Raw genomic sequence first — 16,563 nt, 5'->3', positions numbered from 1 at the left:
GTGATTGATATCCCCGGTCGCTGCCACCATGGCAAACGCCACTTCACCCGCCAGGCACTACTGGCCCCTTCAACTCGACCTGATTACCATCCGGGTCGTAGCAGTACAGCGAAAGCCCCTCGCCTTCGGCACCATACCGCTTCTCTGCAGGCTCCACCTTTACCCCGGCGGCTTCCAGATAGGCCGTCAACGCGGCCTCGTCGAACGGCTCGATGCGCAGGCAGAAATGGTGCAGGTTGCGCCCTTCCACCCCCGGTGCAGCTCCGCCTGGCTGCCCCAGCGGGCCATCCAGGGTCACCAGGTCGATCATTGCCGTGCCCGTGGCCAGGTGCACCATGCCCAGATCCTCGCGCACGCGGCTGACCGTGCAGCCGAGCAGCTCGGTGTAAAAGGCAACACTGCGCGACAGGTCGCGGACCCGCAACACAAGGTGGTCGATGTGCTTGATGGTGAAAGGTCGCATGCCGGGACTCCTTGTGGCGTGTTTGCGAAAACGTTCGCCACCATAGCGCAGGTTCCCGCGGCGTGACCAGAATCAGCTACTCGTTCACCAAGCGTTGCAGTACGCCCCCTTCATGGCGCGTCAGGATTCGCAGCAGTTGGTCGACCAGCGCCCGGTCCGGCGCATCCAGATGGAAGTGGTGCCCGCCTGGATGCCAGGAGACTTTCGCCTGGCTGGGCAAGGCGGCCTGACGCCGGGTGAAAGCCTCGCCGGTGAATGCTCCCTGGCGGCCGAACAGCAGGTACAACGGGCAGCGGATCTGGCTGAGCAGGTCGCAGGCTTCGCGCTCGGTCAGTGGCATGGGCTCGGGCAACACCAGCCGCGGGTCGTGGCGCCAGCAATAGCCATCGCCCAGTTGAAGCAGGTCGCGCAGCGCCAGCAGCCGAGCGGCATCTTCCGACAGTTCGGTGTCCAGCCGCTCGCGGCGTTGCGCCAGGGCGGTGTCCAGGTCATCGAAGCGACCGACATCCGGCTCGGTAAAACCCGGCAACTGGCTGCGCTGTACCATACGCTTGAGCCGGTAGGCCCGCGCCAGGTGCTGCACGCGGTCATCCTCGGCAACCGTGAACGGTGCACCCATGCCGTCGAGGAAGGTCATGCTGGCAATGCCACTGGTCATGGCCGCCAGCAGCGACGCTATACCGGTACCCATGCCATGGGCCAGCACATGAAATTGCGCCAGGCCCAGGCTGTCGGTCACCGCCAGCATGTCTTCGGCATGCTCCCACAGGTAATAGCCACTGTCGTGGCGACGATGGCCAGAACGGCCATGGCCGATCAGGTCGGGGGCTACCACGAAGCAGCCGTCCAGCATCGGCGCCAGCCGCTCGAACGAGGCCGCGTTATCCAGCCAGCCATGCAAGGCCAATATGGGAATACCGTCTTCTTCCCCCCAGGTACGGACCGCTATTTCAATACCATCGAGGTCTAGCAGGTGGTCTTTCGGGCTGCACAGCGAACGCATTGCAATTCTCCTTGGCTGAGGCCTGCACCATGACCTGCCCCACCCTCTCGCAGATCCTCCCTCGCTGCCAGCCCCTCACCGACCCGCACATGCGCAGGACCGACCGCTGCCAAACAACTATCTACCGCACACCGACGCCTTGATCAGCGTGGACTGTCTCCCCCACAAAAGAGATGGTTACCATGACAACCCCGACACCCTTACATCAAAGCCAGATAACACGATCATTACCGAACTGGAGCAAGGCGCTCCATCCCAGGCATACGCGCAAAGTGGTGCAGGGCCTGCACAAGGAATTTCTGGATGACGATGGCACGCCTTACTCGTGGTATGCCACTGCAGATGAGCCAACGCGTGAGCAATTGCACAACGCGTTGCAAGCGCGCAACAAACGGCTGGCGCAAGTCAAACAGGCGCTGGGCGAGTTCAAGGACATCATTGCGTTCTGCAGCCCTCTGCTGACCGAGCGGTTGAAGGTGAATGTGCCTGTAGACAGGGCGCAGTATGTGTTCCAGCCCTTTGAGTCAGATGCCAACATCTGGGTCGGCGTTCCCGATGTGGAAACACCTTTGGTCCCTAACGTGGAAGCGGATGTGCTGGCTACTCGCCCGGCAGGCCAGCCGCAAACACGCAGCTTGCTGGAAGCTGCCCTGCACAACTTCGAGGGGCTGGACGAAGTCGGCCCCTACAGCAGGCTCACCAACGCCGCAGGCAGCGACACCCCCCTGGCAGGCCTGACGGTGGCGGACTTCGTCAGGCACTGTCGGGCGCTGGACCTTGGCAAACGCTATCAAGACCACCTGCTTGCAACCCATGAAGGCGCCAACCGCGCTGAAATCCAGCGCCTGTCGATTGCTGCAAACCGTGAGGCCTTGAGGGTCCAGGCATTGATCGCCCAGCTCAAAGGCCTGCTGAGCAAGGCCGGGCTCGATGCCCTTGCGCAACTGTGCGACGGCAAGCCTCAGCCCACCTATGAAAACGAGGCGTTGCAGTGCTGGAACTTCAACCTGTTCGATATCCCCGTCCACGAAGTACTGTTCATCGGGCCAGACAACCCTTATCGCAAGAACCCCTGCATCGTGTATATCCCTGGCGACAGCGAGCACCCGGTAAGGGAGTTCGCTTCTCGTCAGGAAGCGGGCAAGCACCTGCGCAGTCGACTATTGCAAAGCGAGTTTCGTCGAGCCTTGGTGCATTTCGCCTACAAGGACAGGCAAAAAGAACTCGCCGGAAAGCTGGAAATCGCGCTGTTCGAAGAGGATGAAGCGGGCATACGCAAACCCCGAATCATGCCAGTGATCCCTTTCACGCTCTCGCCAATCAGAACCGACCCTTGGACGACCTTGTACAACGCACACCTTGCGCGCATGAAGGCCGACGCAAAAACCATTGCTGTGCCTACCGCCGAAGTCGACGCCAACGCCCGCCACGAGCGTCTGAAGTACTGGTTCGACCTGGGGATGAACGTGCTGAATGTCGCCGCGTTCTTCGTGCCGGGGCTGAACACTGTCATGCTAGGCGTTTTTGCTTACGACCTGATGAGCTCTGTTTTCACCGGGTTCGAGGCCTGGGAAGAAGGTGATACCCGGCAGGCACTGGCACAGCTGGAATCGTTGGCCATCAACGCGGGGGTAATTGCCGGCTTTGCAGCAGGCGCCAGGGTTGTCCAGGCCTCTGGCTTTGTAGATGCTTTGAAGAGTGTGTGGCATGAAGACAAGGAAGTGCTCTGGCACCCCGACATGAAACCCTATGCGAGCACGGTGGCTATTCCTGAGGGGGCTCAACCCGATTTGCTCGGCCATATGCACGTCGACGGGAAGACCTACCTGAAGCTGGATGGAACCCTGTACGAGGTGTTTCAGGACGCTGATCAGCAGTGGCGCGTGCGCCACCCCGAGGATGCGCAGGCCTATGCCCCGCGCTTGCTGCATCACGGTGATGCCCGCTGGCAACTGGCCCATGAACAGCCTCTGGAATGGGACCGCGTACAGCTCGCGCGCCGCCTCGGCAGCCATGGCGCAGGCCTGGACGACAGCGAACTGGACCATGCCATGCGCAGTACCGGTACCGATCCAGACGTACTGCGCCGCGCCCAGGCAGCGGGCCTGCGTCCACCCGCCTTGTTGCTCGAAACGCTGCAGCGGTTGCAACTGGACAATCAGACACAACAGATCATCAACTGTGTACGCCATGGGTTGCCGCTGGCTGCGTACAAGAACTTTGCGTTGCCTGAGTTGCTGCGCCTACCGGGGTGGCCCGAGGGGAAGGTGCTGAAGGTTTACCAAGGGCCAGAGCCCTGGGGCGAATCGGTGCGCTACGGCCCTCCTGACACGCTGGGCCAGGTGGAAATCGAAGTTACCCGTACCGATCTGGACAATGGTCAGTTGAGCCAGACCGTGCTGGATCAAATGGATGAAGAAGCCATTGAGCAATTGCTCGGTGACACACCGACCGAGCGCCGAGCGTCCGCACTGAACAACAAGCTCGCGCAACATCTGGAACAGCATCGCGAGGCGCTGTTCGAGAGCCTGCACCAAAGACGCCGTCCCACACGCCCGCCAATCGCACAAACCCTCGCCCGGCAGTTTCCCGGGTTGCCGGACAGCGCGCTTGAAGAATTGCTTGCCAACATCAGCAACGGCGAACGGGAACGCCTGAAAAACGGGCGGGTACCGCTGCGCATTGCCGAGGAAGCACGCCTTCTGCAAGCTCGAGCACGGCTTGACCGCGCCCTCCTCGGCCTGTTCAGGCCCAGCCTGGCCAACGACGACAGTCTACGCATCAAACAGGCGCTGCAAGCCGCGCACCCGCAGGCTGACCCGGCCCGGTTGCTGCAACTCGCCCTTGGAGATCGCCAGCACTGTGCCTCACTGCTTGGCCAACAGCCCATCAACCCCAGGTTCCGCTCCCCTTTGCGATTGGCCAACGGCCAGCTGGGCTATCCCCTTAGCGGCCGTGGCTTGCAAGGACGAGCCTTGCCAGCTGCACGTCGACTGCGGGCGCTCTACCCAGAACTCAGCAGCGAGCAAATCAGCGGGCTACAAGCCGAACTGACTCAAGGAGGCGACTTGGGTAGCGCCATCAACCAGCTCGAAGTCGAGCAGCGTACCCTCAACCGAGATCTCAACCGCTGGGTAAGCACCGCCCGCACCCTTGAAGAGCGCTTTGACCGCCAGCAATGCACCGAGCGACTGATGAGTGCTTCGCGCCGTGAAGGCGGCGTGCAAGCCGAAACACTGGTACTGGACCGTATGCAACTCGAAGCGCTACCCGCTTTCACTGCACGCATGCCGCATATCCGTAATCTCAGGCTCGAGGGGCTGCAGATGCGGCACCTGGAGGGCAGCTTCCTGACAAACTTCCCTAACCTGGAAACCCTGGAAATCGTCGGCAACCCGGACATCGATGCCGAAACATTGTTCGAGGCGCTCAGGTCTGCACCGCGGCTACGCGAACTGGGCCTGACAGACAATGGCTTGACCACCCTTTCACCCACCGCCCAACAGGCCATCGGGGCAATGCCCGGCCTGCGGCTACTGTGGCTCAGCCGTAACCGGCTGCAACTCGATACCACCAGTTTGGGCTTCTTGACGCGCTTGCCCCTGGATGCCCTCGGCCTGGGCCACAATCAAATCACCCTCGACGAAAGCCTTGCCGCCCAGTTTCAGGACATGATCCACCCCACAGTACTGCACCTGTCAGGTAACCCACTGCAACGGGCGCCCGACCTGCGCTTCATGGCCCGTCTTGTCCACCTGGAGCTTGAGCGTTGCGAACTGCAGCAGTGGCCCGACAGCCTGACAGTCCTGATGAGCCAGCCCCAGTACCAACTGCGCTATCTGAACCTTTCGTCCAACCGCATTCGTACCCTGCCAGACCTGCCTGGCGTGCTGCGTACCCCGTTTGCCCGCGATGTCGCCGCGCACTTGCCGGAGCGCCGCTGGCTGTTCAACTACAACACCCTGGAAGCCCAGACACGTGCACGCTTGGGCAGTAGCGGCGTCAACGTATTCGAGCACGCAGAAGACGTGCCACTGTGGCAAGGCATTTTCCGTGGCGAGGCGAGCAGTGCCGAGGAGCAACTGTGGAGCGACCTGTTCGACCAAGGTGAAAACGCAGCGCTGCTGGGCGTACTCGAACGTCTTGCCCAGTCAGCAGAAGCGCAGCGTGATGGCGAGGCCCTGAGGGCACGCGTCTGGAAGCTGCTGGATGACGCGGCCCACGACACCGCGCTGCGTGAGCGCCTCGCCATCGTGGCCGGCGAATTCCCGCCAACCTGTGGCGACGCAGGTGCCGACGCGTTCAGTGCCTTGGAGTTAGAAGCGCTTGCCCATGAAGCGGCAGCCGTCGCCGGTAGTCGACCGGCTGATCTACTGAGCCTGTATGGCAAGCTGTATCGACGCAGTCAGGTCAATCAACTGGCCGACCGCATCAGTTGGAGAAGGTCCTTGCGCAAGCAGGCGCTGCTCGATGGGGTCTTCGATGAAAACCTCCCCCCCTATGATGAGCTCGACGACCCCTCAGCCTTTCCAGACAGCGAACTTCAAACGGGGCTGGTGGACGATGTCGAGGTACGCTTGGCCCTGCGCCAGTCCTTGGCCAGCGCGCTGGACTACCCTGAGCCGAGCCGAGGCATGCTGTACCGCCATACGGCCAGAATCAACGATACAGTCATCGAAAGGGTGCAAGCTGCGGTCCTTTCCCTGGACAGGGATGCCACCGCCCGGGAGCAATGGTTGAACCAGCAGCCGGGCTGGGTCGAGTACTTGAAACGAGAGCATGCGGCACAGTTCAGCCTGATCACCGACTTTTGGCGGCCAGGCCTTGATTATCTCTATTACTGCCTGGATGAAACCGCCGACCCGGTAACGTCCCTGGACAGCTCGGTGCTCCGAGCCTTGGCCAGGGTGATGCCTGAAAGCCCCGTGGATGCTCAAGGCGTTCTGCGTCGCGTCGTGATCAACGAGCAGCAGTATCGCCAGGGCGTGGACGCGCTGACTGCCGAGCAGCAGCAGGTTGAAACCGGTCTGCTGACCAGTCTCACCCGTCAGACGCAAACAATCGGCCGCTAAACCCCACTCACTGCCCGCGCAGGTCTTCGAAGAAGGCCTGCTTGCCATCGACCTGGCTGGACGCCCGTGGAGCCGCTGCGGCGTCACCGCTGGCGGCCTCCACATGCCAGTAGCAGTGCCGCACTGCACGGGTCACCGCCACGTACGCCAAGCGCTGCACTTCTTCCTTCTGTGCCGAATCGAACGGTTGGGCATCACCTGCCTTGCCCAGCCCGGCCTGGCGGTATACCTGGTTCTTGTAGGGTGAGCTGGTCAGGTACTGGCAGTCACCCAGCATGAACACCGCATCGGCCTGCAAACCCTTGGCGCTGTGATAGGTCAGCTGACGCAGCCGGCGCTGCTCGGCCGGTAGCGCCGCGTCGGCGTGCAACACGCTTTGCAGGTGCTCGTTCATCAAGGCCCGGTCACTGCCCTTGCGGTACAGCATCATGACCGTCTCACCCCGCTGGTAGTGCTCGACAAGCGTTTCGCCCAACGCAGCCTCGTCACGGTCGAACACCTTGACCGGCGAGCCGGGCAACTCGGCCGCCGGGCCACTGGCTCGGGCTTTCTTGCCGGCAATCGCCGGGGTGCCTTTGACCAGGTGTTCGGCTGCATCGATCACCTGTTGCTGGCAGCGGTAGTTGTCGACCAGCATCACCCGCGTGTTGGCCGGCGACGGGAACGCCTTGGTGAACTCCATGAAATACTTGGGCGAACTGCCACGCCAGCCGTAGATCGATTGCCAGTCGTCCCCCACGCACAGCAACGACGAATGCTGGGCATGGCGGCCGGTGTGCATGGCCGGGCCACGGCGTCGTATTTCAGCAAGGCTGGCACGCAACCAGCTGACGATCTGCGGCGACACGTCCTGAAATTCGTCGATCAGCAGGTGCGCCAGCGGCCGCAGCAACGGGTCGGGCAGCAGGTGCAGGTTTTCCGGGTTGTTCTCGCCAAACAGGGCGAACATGCGGTTGTAGCTCATCACCGGCGGCGACTGGTCCAGCAGGTGCGCTTCCAGGGCCTTCCAGTACAGCGCCAGGGCCTCGAAGAACAGTGCATCGCTATCGCCAGACGGGAAGCTCATCGCCGCCACCGCATTGTTCACCTCCAACCCAAGGTTTTCGATGAAATTGGCCGCACTGACGAACGCATCCAGCAGCGGCGCCGGGGCCAGTTCGCCCTTGACCTTGTACTCGAAGCCGGGGCCGGCCACGGCATCGCCTGCCAACGATGCCGCCAGGCGCCGGGCCATGGCGTAGTTGTCGAGCCAGATCAGCGGCCTGTCGCAGAACGCCTGCAACAGTGTGCGCTTGACCGCCCACTCGGCACGCACGGTCAGCTTGGCGCCGGGGCGCTGGTACTGCGCGCTTTGTGCGGGGTCGAAGCCCAGCACCACCAAAGGCCCCTGGCCTTCCAGGCGGCCATGCACATAAAAGCGGCTGCCACGGATGTCGACCGTTTCGCGGCAGGGCTCGATACCCTTGATCGGCCAGACGCCAGCGGCGAACCACAGGTCCTCGATCACGTCGCACAGTTCTTCGTCGCGCTGGGCCGCCAATTGGGTCACCTGTGCGCGCTTCTGCACATCGGGGTTGTTCGGGTCCAGCGGCTTCAGTTGCAAGGCTTCGCTGCGCAACTGCCCGACCAGCTCGGCAAAACGCGGGCTTTCACCCAGCAAGCTGCTGTAGCACTGGTTCAACTGCTGGCGCTGGGCATCGTTCAGGCGCAGGTCGAACGGGTTGCTGTCGGCCTCGGCCTCACGCCCGGCAGGCATCTCATGGCCCAGTGTTTCAAATGCACGCACCTGGCCGAAGCCCGGCAGGCTGCGCACCAGCGGCAGGATGCGCGAATGGAACGTGCGCACCAGCTCGCGGGCCTGCGCAGGCTGCAGGTTGATCTGCCACAGGGCGAACACCTGCAGCAGGCGCTTGATGAAGTCCTTGCGCGACTCGCGGGTGAAGGTGACCACGGTCATCGCATCCAGCTCGTAACCCAGGTAATGACGCAGCAAAAGAATGCGCAGCACCAGCGACGTGGACTTGCCTGCGCCGGCGCCTGCCACCACGCAGGTAGACGGGGTGTCACTGAAGATCAGCTCCCATTGCGCGGCGCTGGGCTGGGCTTCGGCGGGCAGGCGCTGGGCGACGTCGGCCTTGAAGCGCTTTTTCAACTCGGCCGTCAACGGCAGGCGCCAGTCGTCGAACAAGTTGTCATCCTGGCCTGGTACGGCGGCGCTGTCTGGGCGCGTATCGCGGATCACCAGCACCTGGCGCCCCGCTTCATAGCCCTCCACCCGACCACGCTCGAACCCTTCACGCACACCATCGGCATGGCCAGTGCGCTGGCCTGTGACGTGGCCGAGGAACCACGAGTCGCGGTGCTGGGCTTGCAGGCGGGTCAGGCCACGCCCCAGCAAGCGGGCGGCCAGGCGACGAAACCAGGGCAACTGGGCAGGAGGGGTAAGGTCGGCGGGGGCCAGGGGTTGCTCGTGGGCCACGGTCACTCCGTTGAAAATCAAAACAGCAGGCATGTTCGCCGCATCGACGAAAAATCGCCAGCGAATGCTTGCAGATCAGTGGATTAGGCGATGAAGCGAATAAAGTGCAGCAGAAAACACATCTACCAAACAGATTGTTTTAAGCCGATATTTACGCTTATTTTCGATGTTTCTTTGGCGCATCATGGCCCCATTCCACTGATTTGAGGAGCACGACCATGCTGCAACTACGACCTTTCGAAAGCCTCGGCCACGCCAACCATGGCTGGCTTGACGCCCACCACCATTTCTCGTTTGCCGAGTACTACGACCCGGCACGCATGCACTGGGGTAACCTGCGGGTTTGGAACGACGACCTGATCGCGGCCGGCAGCGGCTTCCCGCCGCACCCGCACCGCGACATGGAAATCATCACTTATGTGCGTGAAGGCGCTATCACCCACCAGGATAGCCTGGACAACAAGGGCCGCACCGAGGCCGGCGATGTTCAGGTGATGAGCGCCGGTACCGGCATCGTGCACAGCGAGTACAACCTCGAAGACATCGACACACGTATTTTCCAGATCTGGATCGTGCCGGAGCGCACCGGTGAAGCCCCCCAATGGGGTAGCCGGCCGTTCCCCAAAGGCGAACGCGGCGAAGGCTTCGTGACCCTGGCCAGCGGCCGCGCGGGTGACGAGGACAGCCTGCAGATCCGTACCGATGCCCGCCTGGTGGCTGCCACCCTGCGGGCGGGTGATACCGCCGAGTACCGCTTCGATGCCGCACGCCGGGGTTACCTGGTGCCGGCCAAGGGGCTGGTAGATGTCAACGGGCTGCGGGCCAAGGCGCGCGATGGCGTGGCGATCGAGCAGGAAGAGGTGCTGCGGGTGACCGCCATCGAGGACAGCGAGATCGTACTTGTGGATGTGGCCTGATAACCCAGCCTGCGACAATCCATGTAGCAGCGAAGGGCTGCCCCCATAGAACAACCCGGTTCAGCAGGGTCTTGTGGGGGCTGGCTTGCGGCCTTGGGCCTCCCCGGCTACCGCAAGGCAGCCATCAAACATTGGCGCCATCAGCCAGCCTGCACTAGCGTTGTGCTACCAGCCAGCCCAACGTTCATGCGGAGCACTCGATCATCATGCCGGACCTGCGCCCGAACCCGACGCTGTGCCTGGAATACCGTGCCGAACAGCCCATTCAGCACGCTTTTATCGAACAGGCCAGCCGTTGCCCGGAGGCCATTGCCATCATTGGCCAGCATATAACCTGCAGCTACTCCCAACTGGAGCAGATCAGCGCGGGCATTGCCGCGTTTCTGGTAAAAAACGCCGCCAGCGGCACCGATCGTGTGGTCATCGTCACCCGCCGCAGCCCCGCCCTGGTATACGCCATGCTCGGCTGCCTGCGTGCCGGTCTGGCCTTCACCGTGGCTGACGCCGCTTACCCTGCCGTGCGTATCAAGCAAATCGTCAGCACCCTGAAGCCTCCGGTGATACTGCGCTGCGCCGAGGCAACCGTCGACGTCGGCCAGCCCATGGTCGTCACGGTGCCTGAAGCCCCCACTGAAGCGCTGCAGGCTTTCCCTCGCCAACCTGTCGCGTTGCCCGCTGTCAGCCCTGAGCAACCGGCCTACATCACCTTCACCTCGGGCAGCACCGGCGAGCCCAAGGGCATCGTCACCCACCACGCACCGCTGGTGCACTTCGTCGACTGGCATGTGCGCCAGCATGGTTTGAGCCGGGCCGACACCTTTTCGCTGCTTTCCGGCCTGGGCCACGACCCGGTATACCGCGACGTGTTCACGCCACTGTCGCTTGGCGCGACCATTGCCTGCCCGGCCCAGTCGACCCTGACCGACCCCTCACGGCTGGCCAGCTGGCTTCACCAGCATGGCGTGAGCGTGATCCACCTCACCCCGCCGCTGGGCAAACTGATCGAAACAGGCGCTCACATGAACCGCCAGGTTCTCGACCAGCTGCGCTACCTGTTCTGGGGTGGCGATGCACTCAGCCCCACGCAGTACCAGCAGGTCCGCGCCATCGCACCGAATGCCGCCAATGTGAACTTCTACGGCACCACCGAAACCCCACAGGCCATGGCTTTCCACACCCTCGACCCGGAAATGGACAATGCCCGGGTGCCCCTGGGCAAAGGCATTGCCGATGCACAATTGCTGGTGATAAACCCGGCCAACCAGCTGGTCAGCGAGGGCGAGACAGGCGAAATCCTGATCCGCAGCCCCTACCTGTCGCGTGGTTACTGGGGCGACCCAGGGCTGACCGAAGCCAGATTCATCGCCAACCCGTTCACCGCCGACGCGGCCGACCGCTGTTACCGCACTGGCGACCTGGGCACCTACCTGGCCGATGGCAGCGCCAGTTTTCTGGGGCGCGCTGACAGCCAGGTGAAAATCCGTGGGCATCGCATCGAGCTGGCGGAGATCGAGAACGCCATCAGCCGTCTCCCGCACATAGGGCAATGCGTGGTCCTGGCCAACCACGACGCTGCATCAACCCGGCTGGTGGCCTATTGCGTCGCGCAGCAGGCCACCCGAACTGACGAACTGCGCCAGGCGCTCGCCGGCCAGTTGCCTGACTACATGGTACCGGCGCTGTTCGTGTTCCTTGATGCCCTGCCGCTCACCCCCAACGGCAAGGTCGACAAACGCGCGCTGCCTGCTGCATTTGACGACAGTATCAACCCACCCTTGTCACCCCTGGCCGAAAAGCTGAGTACAGCCTGGGCCCGCATCCTTCAGGTGCCGCGTCTGGACGCCAGGTTGAGCTTTGTCGAGCTGGGCGGCGACTCGCTGTCGTTCGTGCAGGCCTCGCGCGTGCTGGAGGCGCTCATCGGCCATCTGCCTGAACGTTGGGAAACCCTGCCGGTGTGCCAGTTGGCCGAGCTGAGTGCGCCGCGCAAAGGCGCGTGGCGGGTAATGGAAATGCCGGTGTTCATACGCATGCTCGCCATCATCCTGATTGTGGTCGGCCACCTGGTTGATTTCGACCACTGGCCGATCGTCGGCGAAACCTCGGTGCTGTTCCTGGTCTCCGGTATCGCCTTGGCGCGCTTTCAGCTCAAGGCCATCGAGGCGCGCGGCGATGCACGCACGCTGCTCAGGTCACTGGCAGCCATCGTGGTGCCAACATTGCTGTACAGCGCATTGATCCAACTGGTATTCGCCCGGTTGCACTGGCAATCGCTGCTACTGGTTTCCAACTGGTTCCCCGCCAGTCAGGTCAGCCTGTTCAACTACTGGTACATCGAAGTGTTGGTGCAGATGATCGTGATCATCGGCCTGGTGCTGTCGATCAGGCGCGTGCGCCAGGTGCTGCGTGACGACCCGTTTCGCTGGCTGATCATCGCTGCCTGTGCGCTGGTAGCGCTGGATGTACTTCTCAACCAGTTCGTATTCGACGCCAGTGTCCTGCTCAACCGGGTACCCCAGCACTTTCTGGCGGTGATGGTGCTGGGCATGGCCGTCCACCATGCCGACACGCCCTCACGCAAATGGGTGGCCAGTGCGGTGGCCGTGCTGGTGGTTGCCGAGCTGGACCTGATGGCGGTTGCCGGTGTTGGCTGGCAAGCGTTCACACGCTATGTCGACATCGCCCTGCCAGCGATACTGGCACTTGTCTGGTTCCGCTCGGTGCCAGTACCCGCCCTGGTTGCACGGGCAGGTGCGGTGATCGCTTCGTCTACCTTGTATATCTACCTGACACATTTCCAATTCGAGTCGGTGGCGGAACATGTTTTCAGGCACCCGCTGTTCGAGGTGTCCCTGGCACTCGCTGGAGGGGTACTGGTGAGCTATTGCTGGAATACCCTGTTACGTCTGCTGTTTACCCGCAGGCGCAAGCAGCAGAACCAGGCGCGTGGAGCCGATCCAGCTGAACGCGCCACCTCTGCCTGAACGAAGATGACCCGCCACCGCATGCACTATTCTCGTCCGGCCAGTTCAGCCAGCACCTCGGCCGAGGTGGTGACCTGGCGGAAGTGGTGCTTCCACAGGTCGGTCCCCAGCTTGCCCGAGCGGTCCAGCGATGACCCTATTGTCATGTCTGTCACCAGCGTGGGCATCAGCCCTGCATCGAACAGGGCAAAGCCGGCGGCCAGCACGCAGGTTTCGGTCTGCAGCCCACACACCAGCACCCGCTCTACACCCAGTTGCCGGATGTACTCGATAGCTTCGGCACTTTGCCCGTAACCATGCTTGACGAACACCTGGTCGGCCTCGACCAGGCTCTCGTCCTCGGCCGCAGGGTGCCAACCGAGCTGACGCTCGAACGGCGTAACCTGTTCATCGTGCAACTCGACCGAGGCTATGGTGGGAATGTTCGCTGACAACCGCCGCAAGCCATCGACCAGCCACTCGGGCGGGCTGAAGGTGGACTGAACATCGACGATGAGCAAAACCTGGCGCATAGCGTACTCCGGCCATCATGCAAAATGGCGCGGAGTATACCGCGTGGCGCCGGGGCTTGATGACCAATCGTTGCTCCCCCCACCGACTGCTGGCGCACGCGGCGCCGAATACCTTGACACGCCTGACCATGAAGGCTGCCGTAGCTGCGACGTATTCCTTCAGGCTATGATCGGTCACCCTGCCGCGGACACCCTGAGCCATGCCCGTAGACCTGCAAGCGTTGTACCCCAGGCTGATCCACCTGATGCTGGACACGGTATTCGTGGTCGACAGGGACAACCAGATCGTGTTCGTCAGTGATGCCTGCAAGACGCTGCTGGGCTACGAAGCCTGCGAACTGATCGGCACGCCGATCACCCGCTACATGCACCCTGACGACCTCCCGGCCACGCGCGCCTCGATCATGCGGGTAATGAACGGCCAGCCGCACTACGACTTTTGCAACCGTTACCTTCGCAAGGATGGCAGCGTGGTGCACATACTGTGGGCGGCCTGCTGGTCCGATGAGGCCCAGGCGCGTATCGGCGTGGCGCGGGACGTTACCGCCCAGCGCGAGGCCGAAGACGAACTGCGCTTCCTCGCCCATCATGACCCACTGACCCGGCTGGCCAACCGCGCCATGTTCAATGAACGGCTGGACACCGCCCTGGCAGCGGCCCGGCGTCACAACCGCAGGCTGGCCTTGCTGTTCCTCGATATCAATGACTTCAAGCAGATCAACGACAACCACGGCCACAGCGTGGGCGACCGGGTACTGTGCACACTGGCCCGGCGCCTGGAAAGCTGCGTGGGGGTAGCTGGCACGGTAGCGCGGATGGGCGGTGACGAATTCACCGTGCTGTTACCCGATTGCCCGTCGCCGGAGGCCATTGCCACGCACGTACAGCACATTCTCGCGGTCATGGCCGAACCGCTCGACGCCGAGTTTGCCGGCATCGATGCACCATCCTGCAGTATTGGCGTGGCCTGCTTTCCCGAAGACGGCAACGATGCCGACATGCTACTGCGCCATGCTGACGGGCACATGTACCAAATCAAGCGCCAACGCGCTGCGACTGGCTGAAGGCAAAGGCACACCGCATGGATGAACACCTGCAAGGTACTGTCGGGCAAGCACCCGCCTCTGTCGGCTTGGCCCAGGCATTGCTGTTCTGGCTGAAGCTGGGGTTCATCAGTTTCGGCGGCCCGGCCGGGCAGATTGCGATCATGCACCAGGAACTGGTGGAGCGGCGCGGCTGGATCAGTGAGCGGCGTTTCCTGCATGCCCTCAACTACTGCATGTTGCTGCCCGGGCCCGAGGCCCAGCAACTGGCCACCTACATCGGCTGGCTGATGCACCGCACCTGGGGCGGGGTGATTGCCGGTGCTCTGTTCGTGCTCCCTTCGCTGTTCATCCTGATCGGCCTGTCGTGGGTGTACCTGACCTGGAGCGAAGTACCGGTGGTCGCCGGGATTTTCGCAGGGATCAAGCCGGCCGTGACCGCCATCGTCGTGCATGCCGCCCACCGCATTGGCACGCGGGCGCTGAAGAACGGCTGGTTATGGGCCATTGCCGCGGCCTCGTTCGTGGCCATTTTCGCGCTTGACGTCCCCTTCCCGCTGATCGTGCTGACGGCCGCACTGCTGGGTTACGTCGGCGGCCGGCTGCTACCGGCACAGTTCACGCCCGGTGGGGGCCACAGCACCGCCAGCACCCGCCAGCGCCCGGCGCTGATCGACGACGATACCCCGATCCCCGCGCACGCCCGCTTCAGTTGGGGCCGCCTGGTGACCTTGCTGCTGGCGGTTGCGGCGCTTTGGCTTCTGCCCATGGGTCTGCTGATGGCGGCCTTTGGCTGGCACGGCACACTCACGCAAATGGGCTGGTTCTTCACCAAGGCAGCGCTGCTGACCTTCGGCGGTGCCTATGCGGTGCTGCCCTATGTCTATCAAGGGGCTGTCGGTCACTATGGCTGGCTGTCGCCCACGCAGATGATCGATGGCCTGGCACTGGGCGAGACCACGCCCGGGCCGCTGATCATGGTGGTGGCCTTCGTCGGTTTCCTCGGTGGCTACCTGCAGCCGATGTTCGGCGCCCACCAGGCGTTCCTCGCGGGCGCAGTGGCAGCGGGGCTGGTGACCTGGTTCACCTTCCTGCCCTCGTTCCTGTTCATCCTCGCCGGAGGCCCGCTGGTGGAATCGACCCACAATGAACTGAAGTTCACCGCCCCGTTGACCGGGATAACTGCGGCTGTGGTGGGCGTAATACTCAACCTTGCGCTGTTCTTCGGCTACCACGTGCTGTGGCCGGACGGGTTCGATGGCGCGTTCCACTGGTCCTCGGCTGTGATAGCGCTCGCGGCGGCGGTGGCGCTGTTCCGCTACAAGCGCGGGGTGATACACGTGTTGATCGGCTGCGCCGTTGCCGGGCTCGCCCTTCACCTTTTCCGCTGATGGAGCCGATCATGCGCAACCCTGAAGACGCCTTGCTAGACAGTTGGCACCATAACGCCCAGGCCTGGATCGACGCCGTACGCAACGGCGCCATCGAGAGCCGTCGCCAGGTCACTGACCAGGCCATCCTGCTGGCCATCCTTGGCCGCCAGCCCGAACGGGTGCTCGACCTGGGCTGCGGTGAGGGCTGGCTGCTGCGCGCGCTGGCCGACCGGGGTATCGAGGCGGTGGGTGTCGACGGCGACAGAACGCTGGTGGATGCAGCGCGAGCTGCGGGCGCGTGTGAGGTGCACCTGGCCAGCTATGCGCAGCTGGCTGAGGCGAAGGTGCATGTGGGCAAGGACTATGACCTGATCTGCGCCAACTTCGCGCTGTTGCACCAGGACATCATTGAACTGTTGTCGGCAATGCGGACGTTGCTGGTGCCAGGCGGTGCGCTGGTGATCCAGACCCTGCACCCGTGGAGCGTGGCCGGCGGGGATTATCAGGATGGCTGGCGAGAGGAGTCTTTTGCCGGGTTCGCCGGGGAATGGCAACCGATGCCTTGGTATTTCCGCACCCTGGCCAGCTGGCTGAATGCGCTGGACATGGCAGGGTTGCGACTGGTCGGTTTGCAGGAGCCGCAGCACCCGCAAAGCGCGGTGCCGCAGTCATTGTTGATGGTGGCTGAGCGTCACTGAATCGGGCCGTAACAATCCTGTG

At 63.0% G+C, this 16,563-nt stretch carries 10 protein-coding genes; 6 read left to right on the top strand and 4 right to left on the bottom strand.

What is annotated here, in order from left to right:
* Nucleotides 1-43: 43 nt before the first annotated feature.
* Together J3A98_RS08535 and J3A98_RS08530 are read right to left on the bottom strand one after the other, a co-directional pair.
* Nucleotides 44-463, bottom strand: a complete 420-nt coding sequence (locus J3A98_RS08535; RefSeq protein ID WP_176684664.1) for a VOC family protein — start codon at nucleotides 461-463, stop codon at nucleotides 44-46.
* A gap of 76 nt (nucleotides 464-539) precedes the next feature.
* A complete protein-coding gene (locus J3A98_RS08530; protein ID WP_176684665.1) occupies nucleotides 540-1,466 on the bottom strand; it encodes an alpha/beta fold hydrolase in 927 nt (308 codons plus the stop codon).
* Nucleotides 1,467-1,741: 275 nt separating this feature from the next.
* Here J3A98_RS08530 and J3A98_RS08525 point away from each other — a divergent pair, with 275 nt between their 5' ends.
* Nucleotides 1,742-6,538 (top strand): NEL-type E3 ubiquitin ligase domain-containing protein, encoded by a 4,797-nt coding sequence (locus J3A98_RS08525; RefSeq protein WP_348635616.1) that lies wholly within the window; start codon nucleotides 1,742-1,744, stop codon nucleotides 6,536-6,538.
* Nucleotides 6,539-6,545: 7 nt separating this feature from the next.
* Here J3A98_RS08525 and J3A98_RS08520 read toward each other — a convergent pair whose 3' ends face one another.
* A complete protein-coding gene (locus J3A98_RS08520) occupies nucleotides 6,546-9,050 on the bottom strand; it encodes a UvrD-helicase domain-containing protein (RefSeq protein WP_209965308.1) in 2,505 nt (834 codons plus the stop codon).
* A gap of 185 nt (nucleotides 9,051-9,235) precedes the next feature.
* On the opposite strand from J3A98_RS08520, the gene J3A98_RS08515 reads away from it, so the two are divergent.
* Both J3A98_RS08515 and J3A98_RS08510 read left to right on the top strand, forming a co-directional pair.
* Nucleotides 9,236-9,934, top strand: coding sequence for a pirin family protein (locus J3A98_RS08515; protein ID WP_209965305.1), 699 nt, complete (start codon nucleotides 9,236-9,238; stop codon nucleotides 9,932-9,934).
* Nucleotides 9,935-10,140: 206 nt separating this feature from the next.
* A complete protein-coding gene (locus J3A98_RS08510) occupies nucleotides 10,141-12,915 on the top strand; it encodes an amino acid adenylation domain-containing protein (protein ID WP_209965303.1) in 2,775 nt (924 codons plus the stop codon).
* A gap of 26 nt (nucleotides 12,916-12,941) precedes the next feature.
* Here the strand turns inward: J3A98_RS08510 and J3A98_RS08505 are convergent, their stop codons facing one another.
* On the bottom strand, nucleotides 12,942-13,427 hold the full coding sequence (locus tag J3A98_RS08505; protein ID WP_020190308.1) for an isochorismatase family protein: 486 nt from the start codon (nucleotides 13,425-13,427) through the stop codon (nucleotides 12,942-12,944).
* Between the two features lie 200 nt (nucleotides 13,428-13,627).
* Here J3A98_RS08505 and J3A98_RS08500 point away from each other — a divergent pair, with 200 nt between their 5' ends.
* Genes J3A98_RS08500 through J3A98_RS08490 form a run of 3 tightly spaced genes read left to right on the top strand, consistent with a single transcriptional unit; the run spans nucleotide 13,628 to nucleotide 16,541 of the window.
* The gene (locus J3A98_RS08500; protein WP_176684668.1) at nucleotides 13,628-14,491 is read left to right on the top strand and encodes a sensor domain-containing diguanylate cyclase; all 864 of its coding nucleotides are present in this window, start codon (nucleotides 13,628-13,630) and stop codon (nucleotides 14,489-14,491) included.
* 17 nt (nucleotides 14,492-14,508) lie between these two features.
* Nucleotides 14,509-15,861 (top strand): chromate efflux transporter, encoded by a 1,353-nt coding sequence (gene chrA, locus J3A98_RS08495; RefSeq protein WP_176684669.1) that lies wholly within the window; start codon nucleotides 14,509-14,511, stop codon nucleotides 15,859-15,861.
* Nucleotides 15,862-15,872: 11 nt separating this feature from the next.
* On the top strand, nucleotides 15,873-16,541 hold the full coding sequence (locus J3A98_RS08490) for a class I SAM-dependent methyltransferase (RefSeq protein ID WP_209965300.1): 669 nt from the start codon (nucleotides 15,873-15,875) through the stop codon (nucleotides 16,539-16,541).
* Nucleotides 16,542-16,563 lie beyond the last annotated feature (22 nt).

This window comes from Pseudomonas sp. BP6 (assembly GCF_017875935.1).
GTDB classification, from domain to species: domain Bacteria; phylum Pseudomonadota; class Gammaproteobacteria; order Pseudomonadales; family Pseudomonadaceae; genus Aquipseudomonas; species Aquipseudomonas putida_Y.
Note: the sequence above shows the minus strand (reverse complement) of the source record. Positions and strands in the feature narration are given on the sequence as shown.

What these genes read in the sequence shown, in the direction of transcription:
- J3A98_RS08535 (WP_176684664.1), bottom strand. Translation starts at nt 463, where the DNA reads ATGCGACCTTTCACCATCAAGCACATCGACCACCTTGTGTTGCGGGTC.
- J3A98_RS08530 (WP_176684665.1), bottom strand. Translation starts at nt 1,466, where the DNA reads ATGCGTTCGCTGTGCAGCCCGAAAGACCACCTGCTAGACCTCGATGGT.
- J3A98_RS08520 (WP_209965308.1), bottom strand. Translation starts at nt 9,050, where the DNA reads ATGCCTGCTGTTTTGATTTTCAACGGAGTGACCGTGGCCCACGAGCAA.
- J3A98_RS08515 (WP_209965305.1), top strand. Translation starts at nt 9,236, where the DNA reads ATGCTGCAACTACGACCTTTCGAAAGCCTCGGCCACGCCAACCATGGC.
- J3A98_RS08510 (WP_209965303.1), top strand. Translation starts at nt 10,141, where the DNA reads ATGCCGGACCTGCGCCCGAACCCGACGCTGTGCCTGGAATACCGTGCC.
- J3A98_RS08505 (WP_020190308.1), bottom strand. Translation starts at nt 13,427, where the DNA reads ATGCGCCAGGTTTTGCTCATCGTCGATGTTCAGTCCACCTTCAGCCCG.
- J3A98_RS08500 (WP_176684668.1), top strand. Translation starts at nt 13,628, where the DNA reads ATGCCCGTAGACCTGCAAGCGTTGTACCCCAGGCTGATCCACCTGATG.
- chrA (WP_176684669.1), top strand. Translation starts at nt 14,509, where the DNA reads ATGGATGAACACCTGCAAGGTACTGTCGGGCAAGCACCCGCCTCTGTC.
- J3A98_RS08490 (WP_209965300.1), top strand. Translation starts at nt 15,873, where the DNA reads ATGCGCAACCCTGAAGACGCCTTGCTAGACAGTTGGCACCATAACGCC.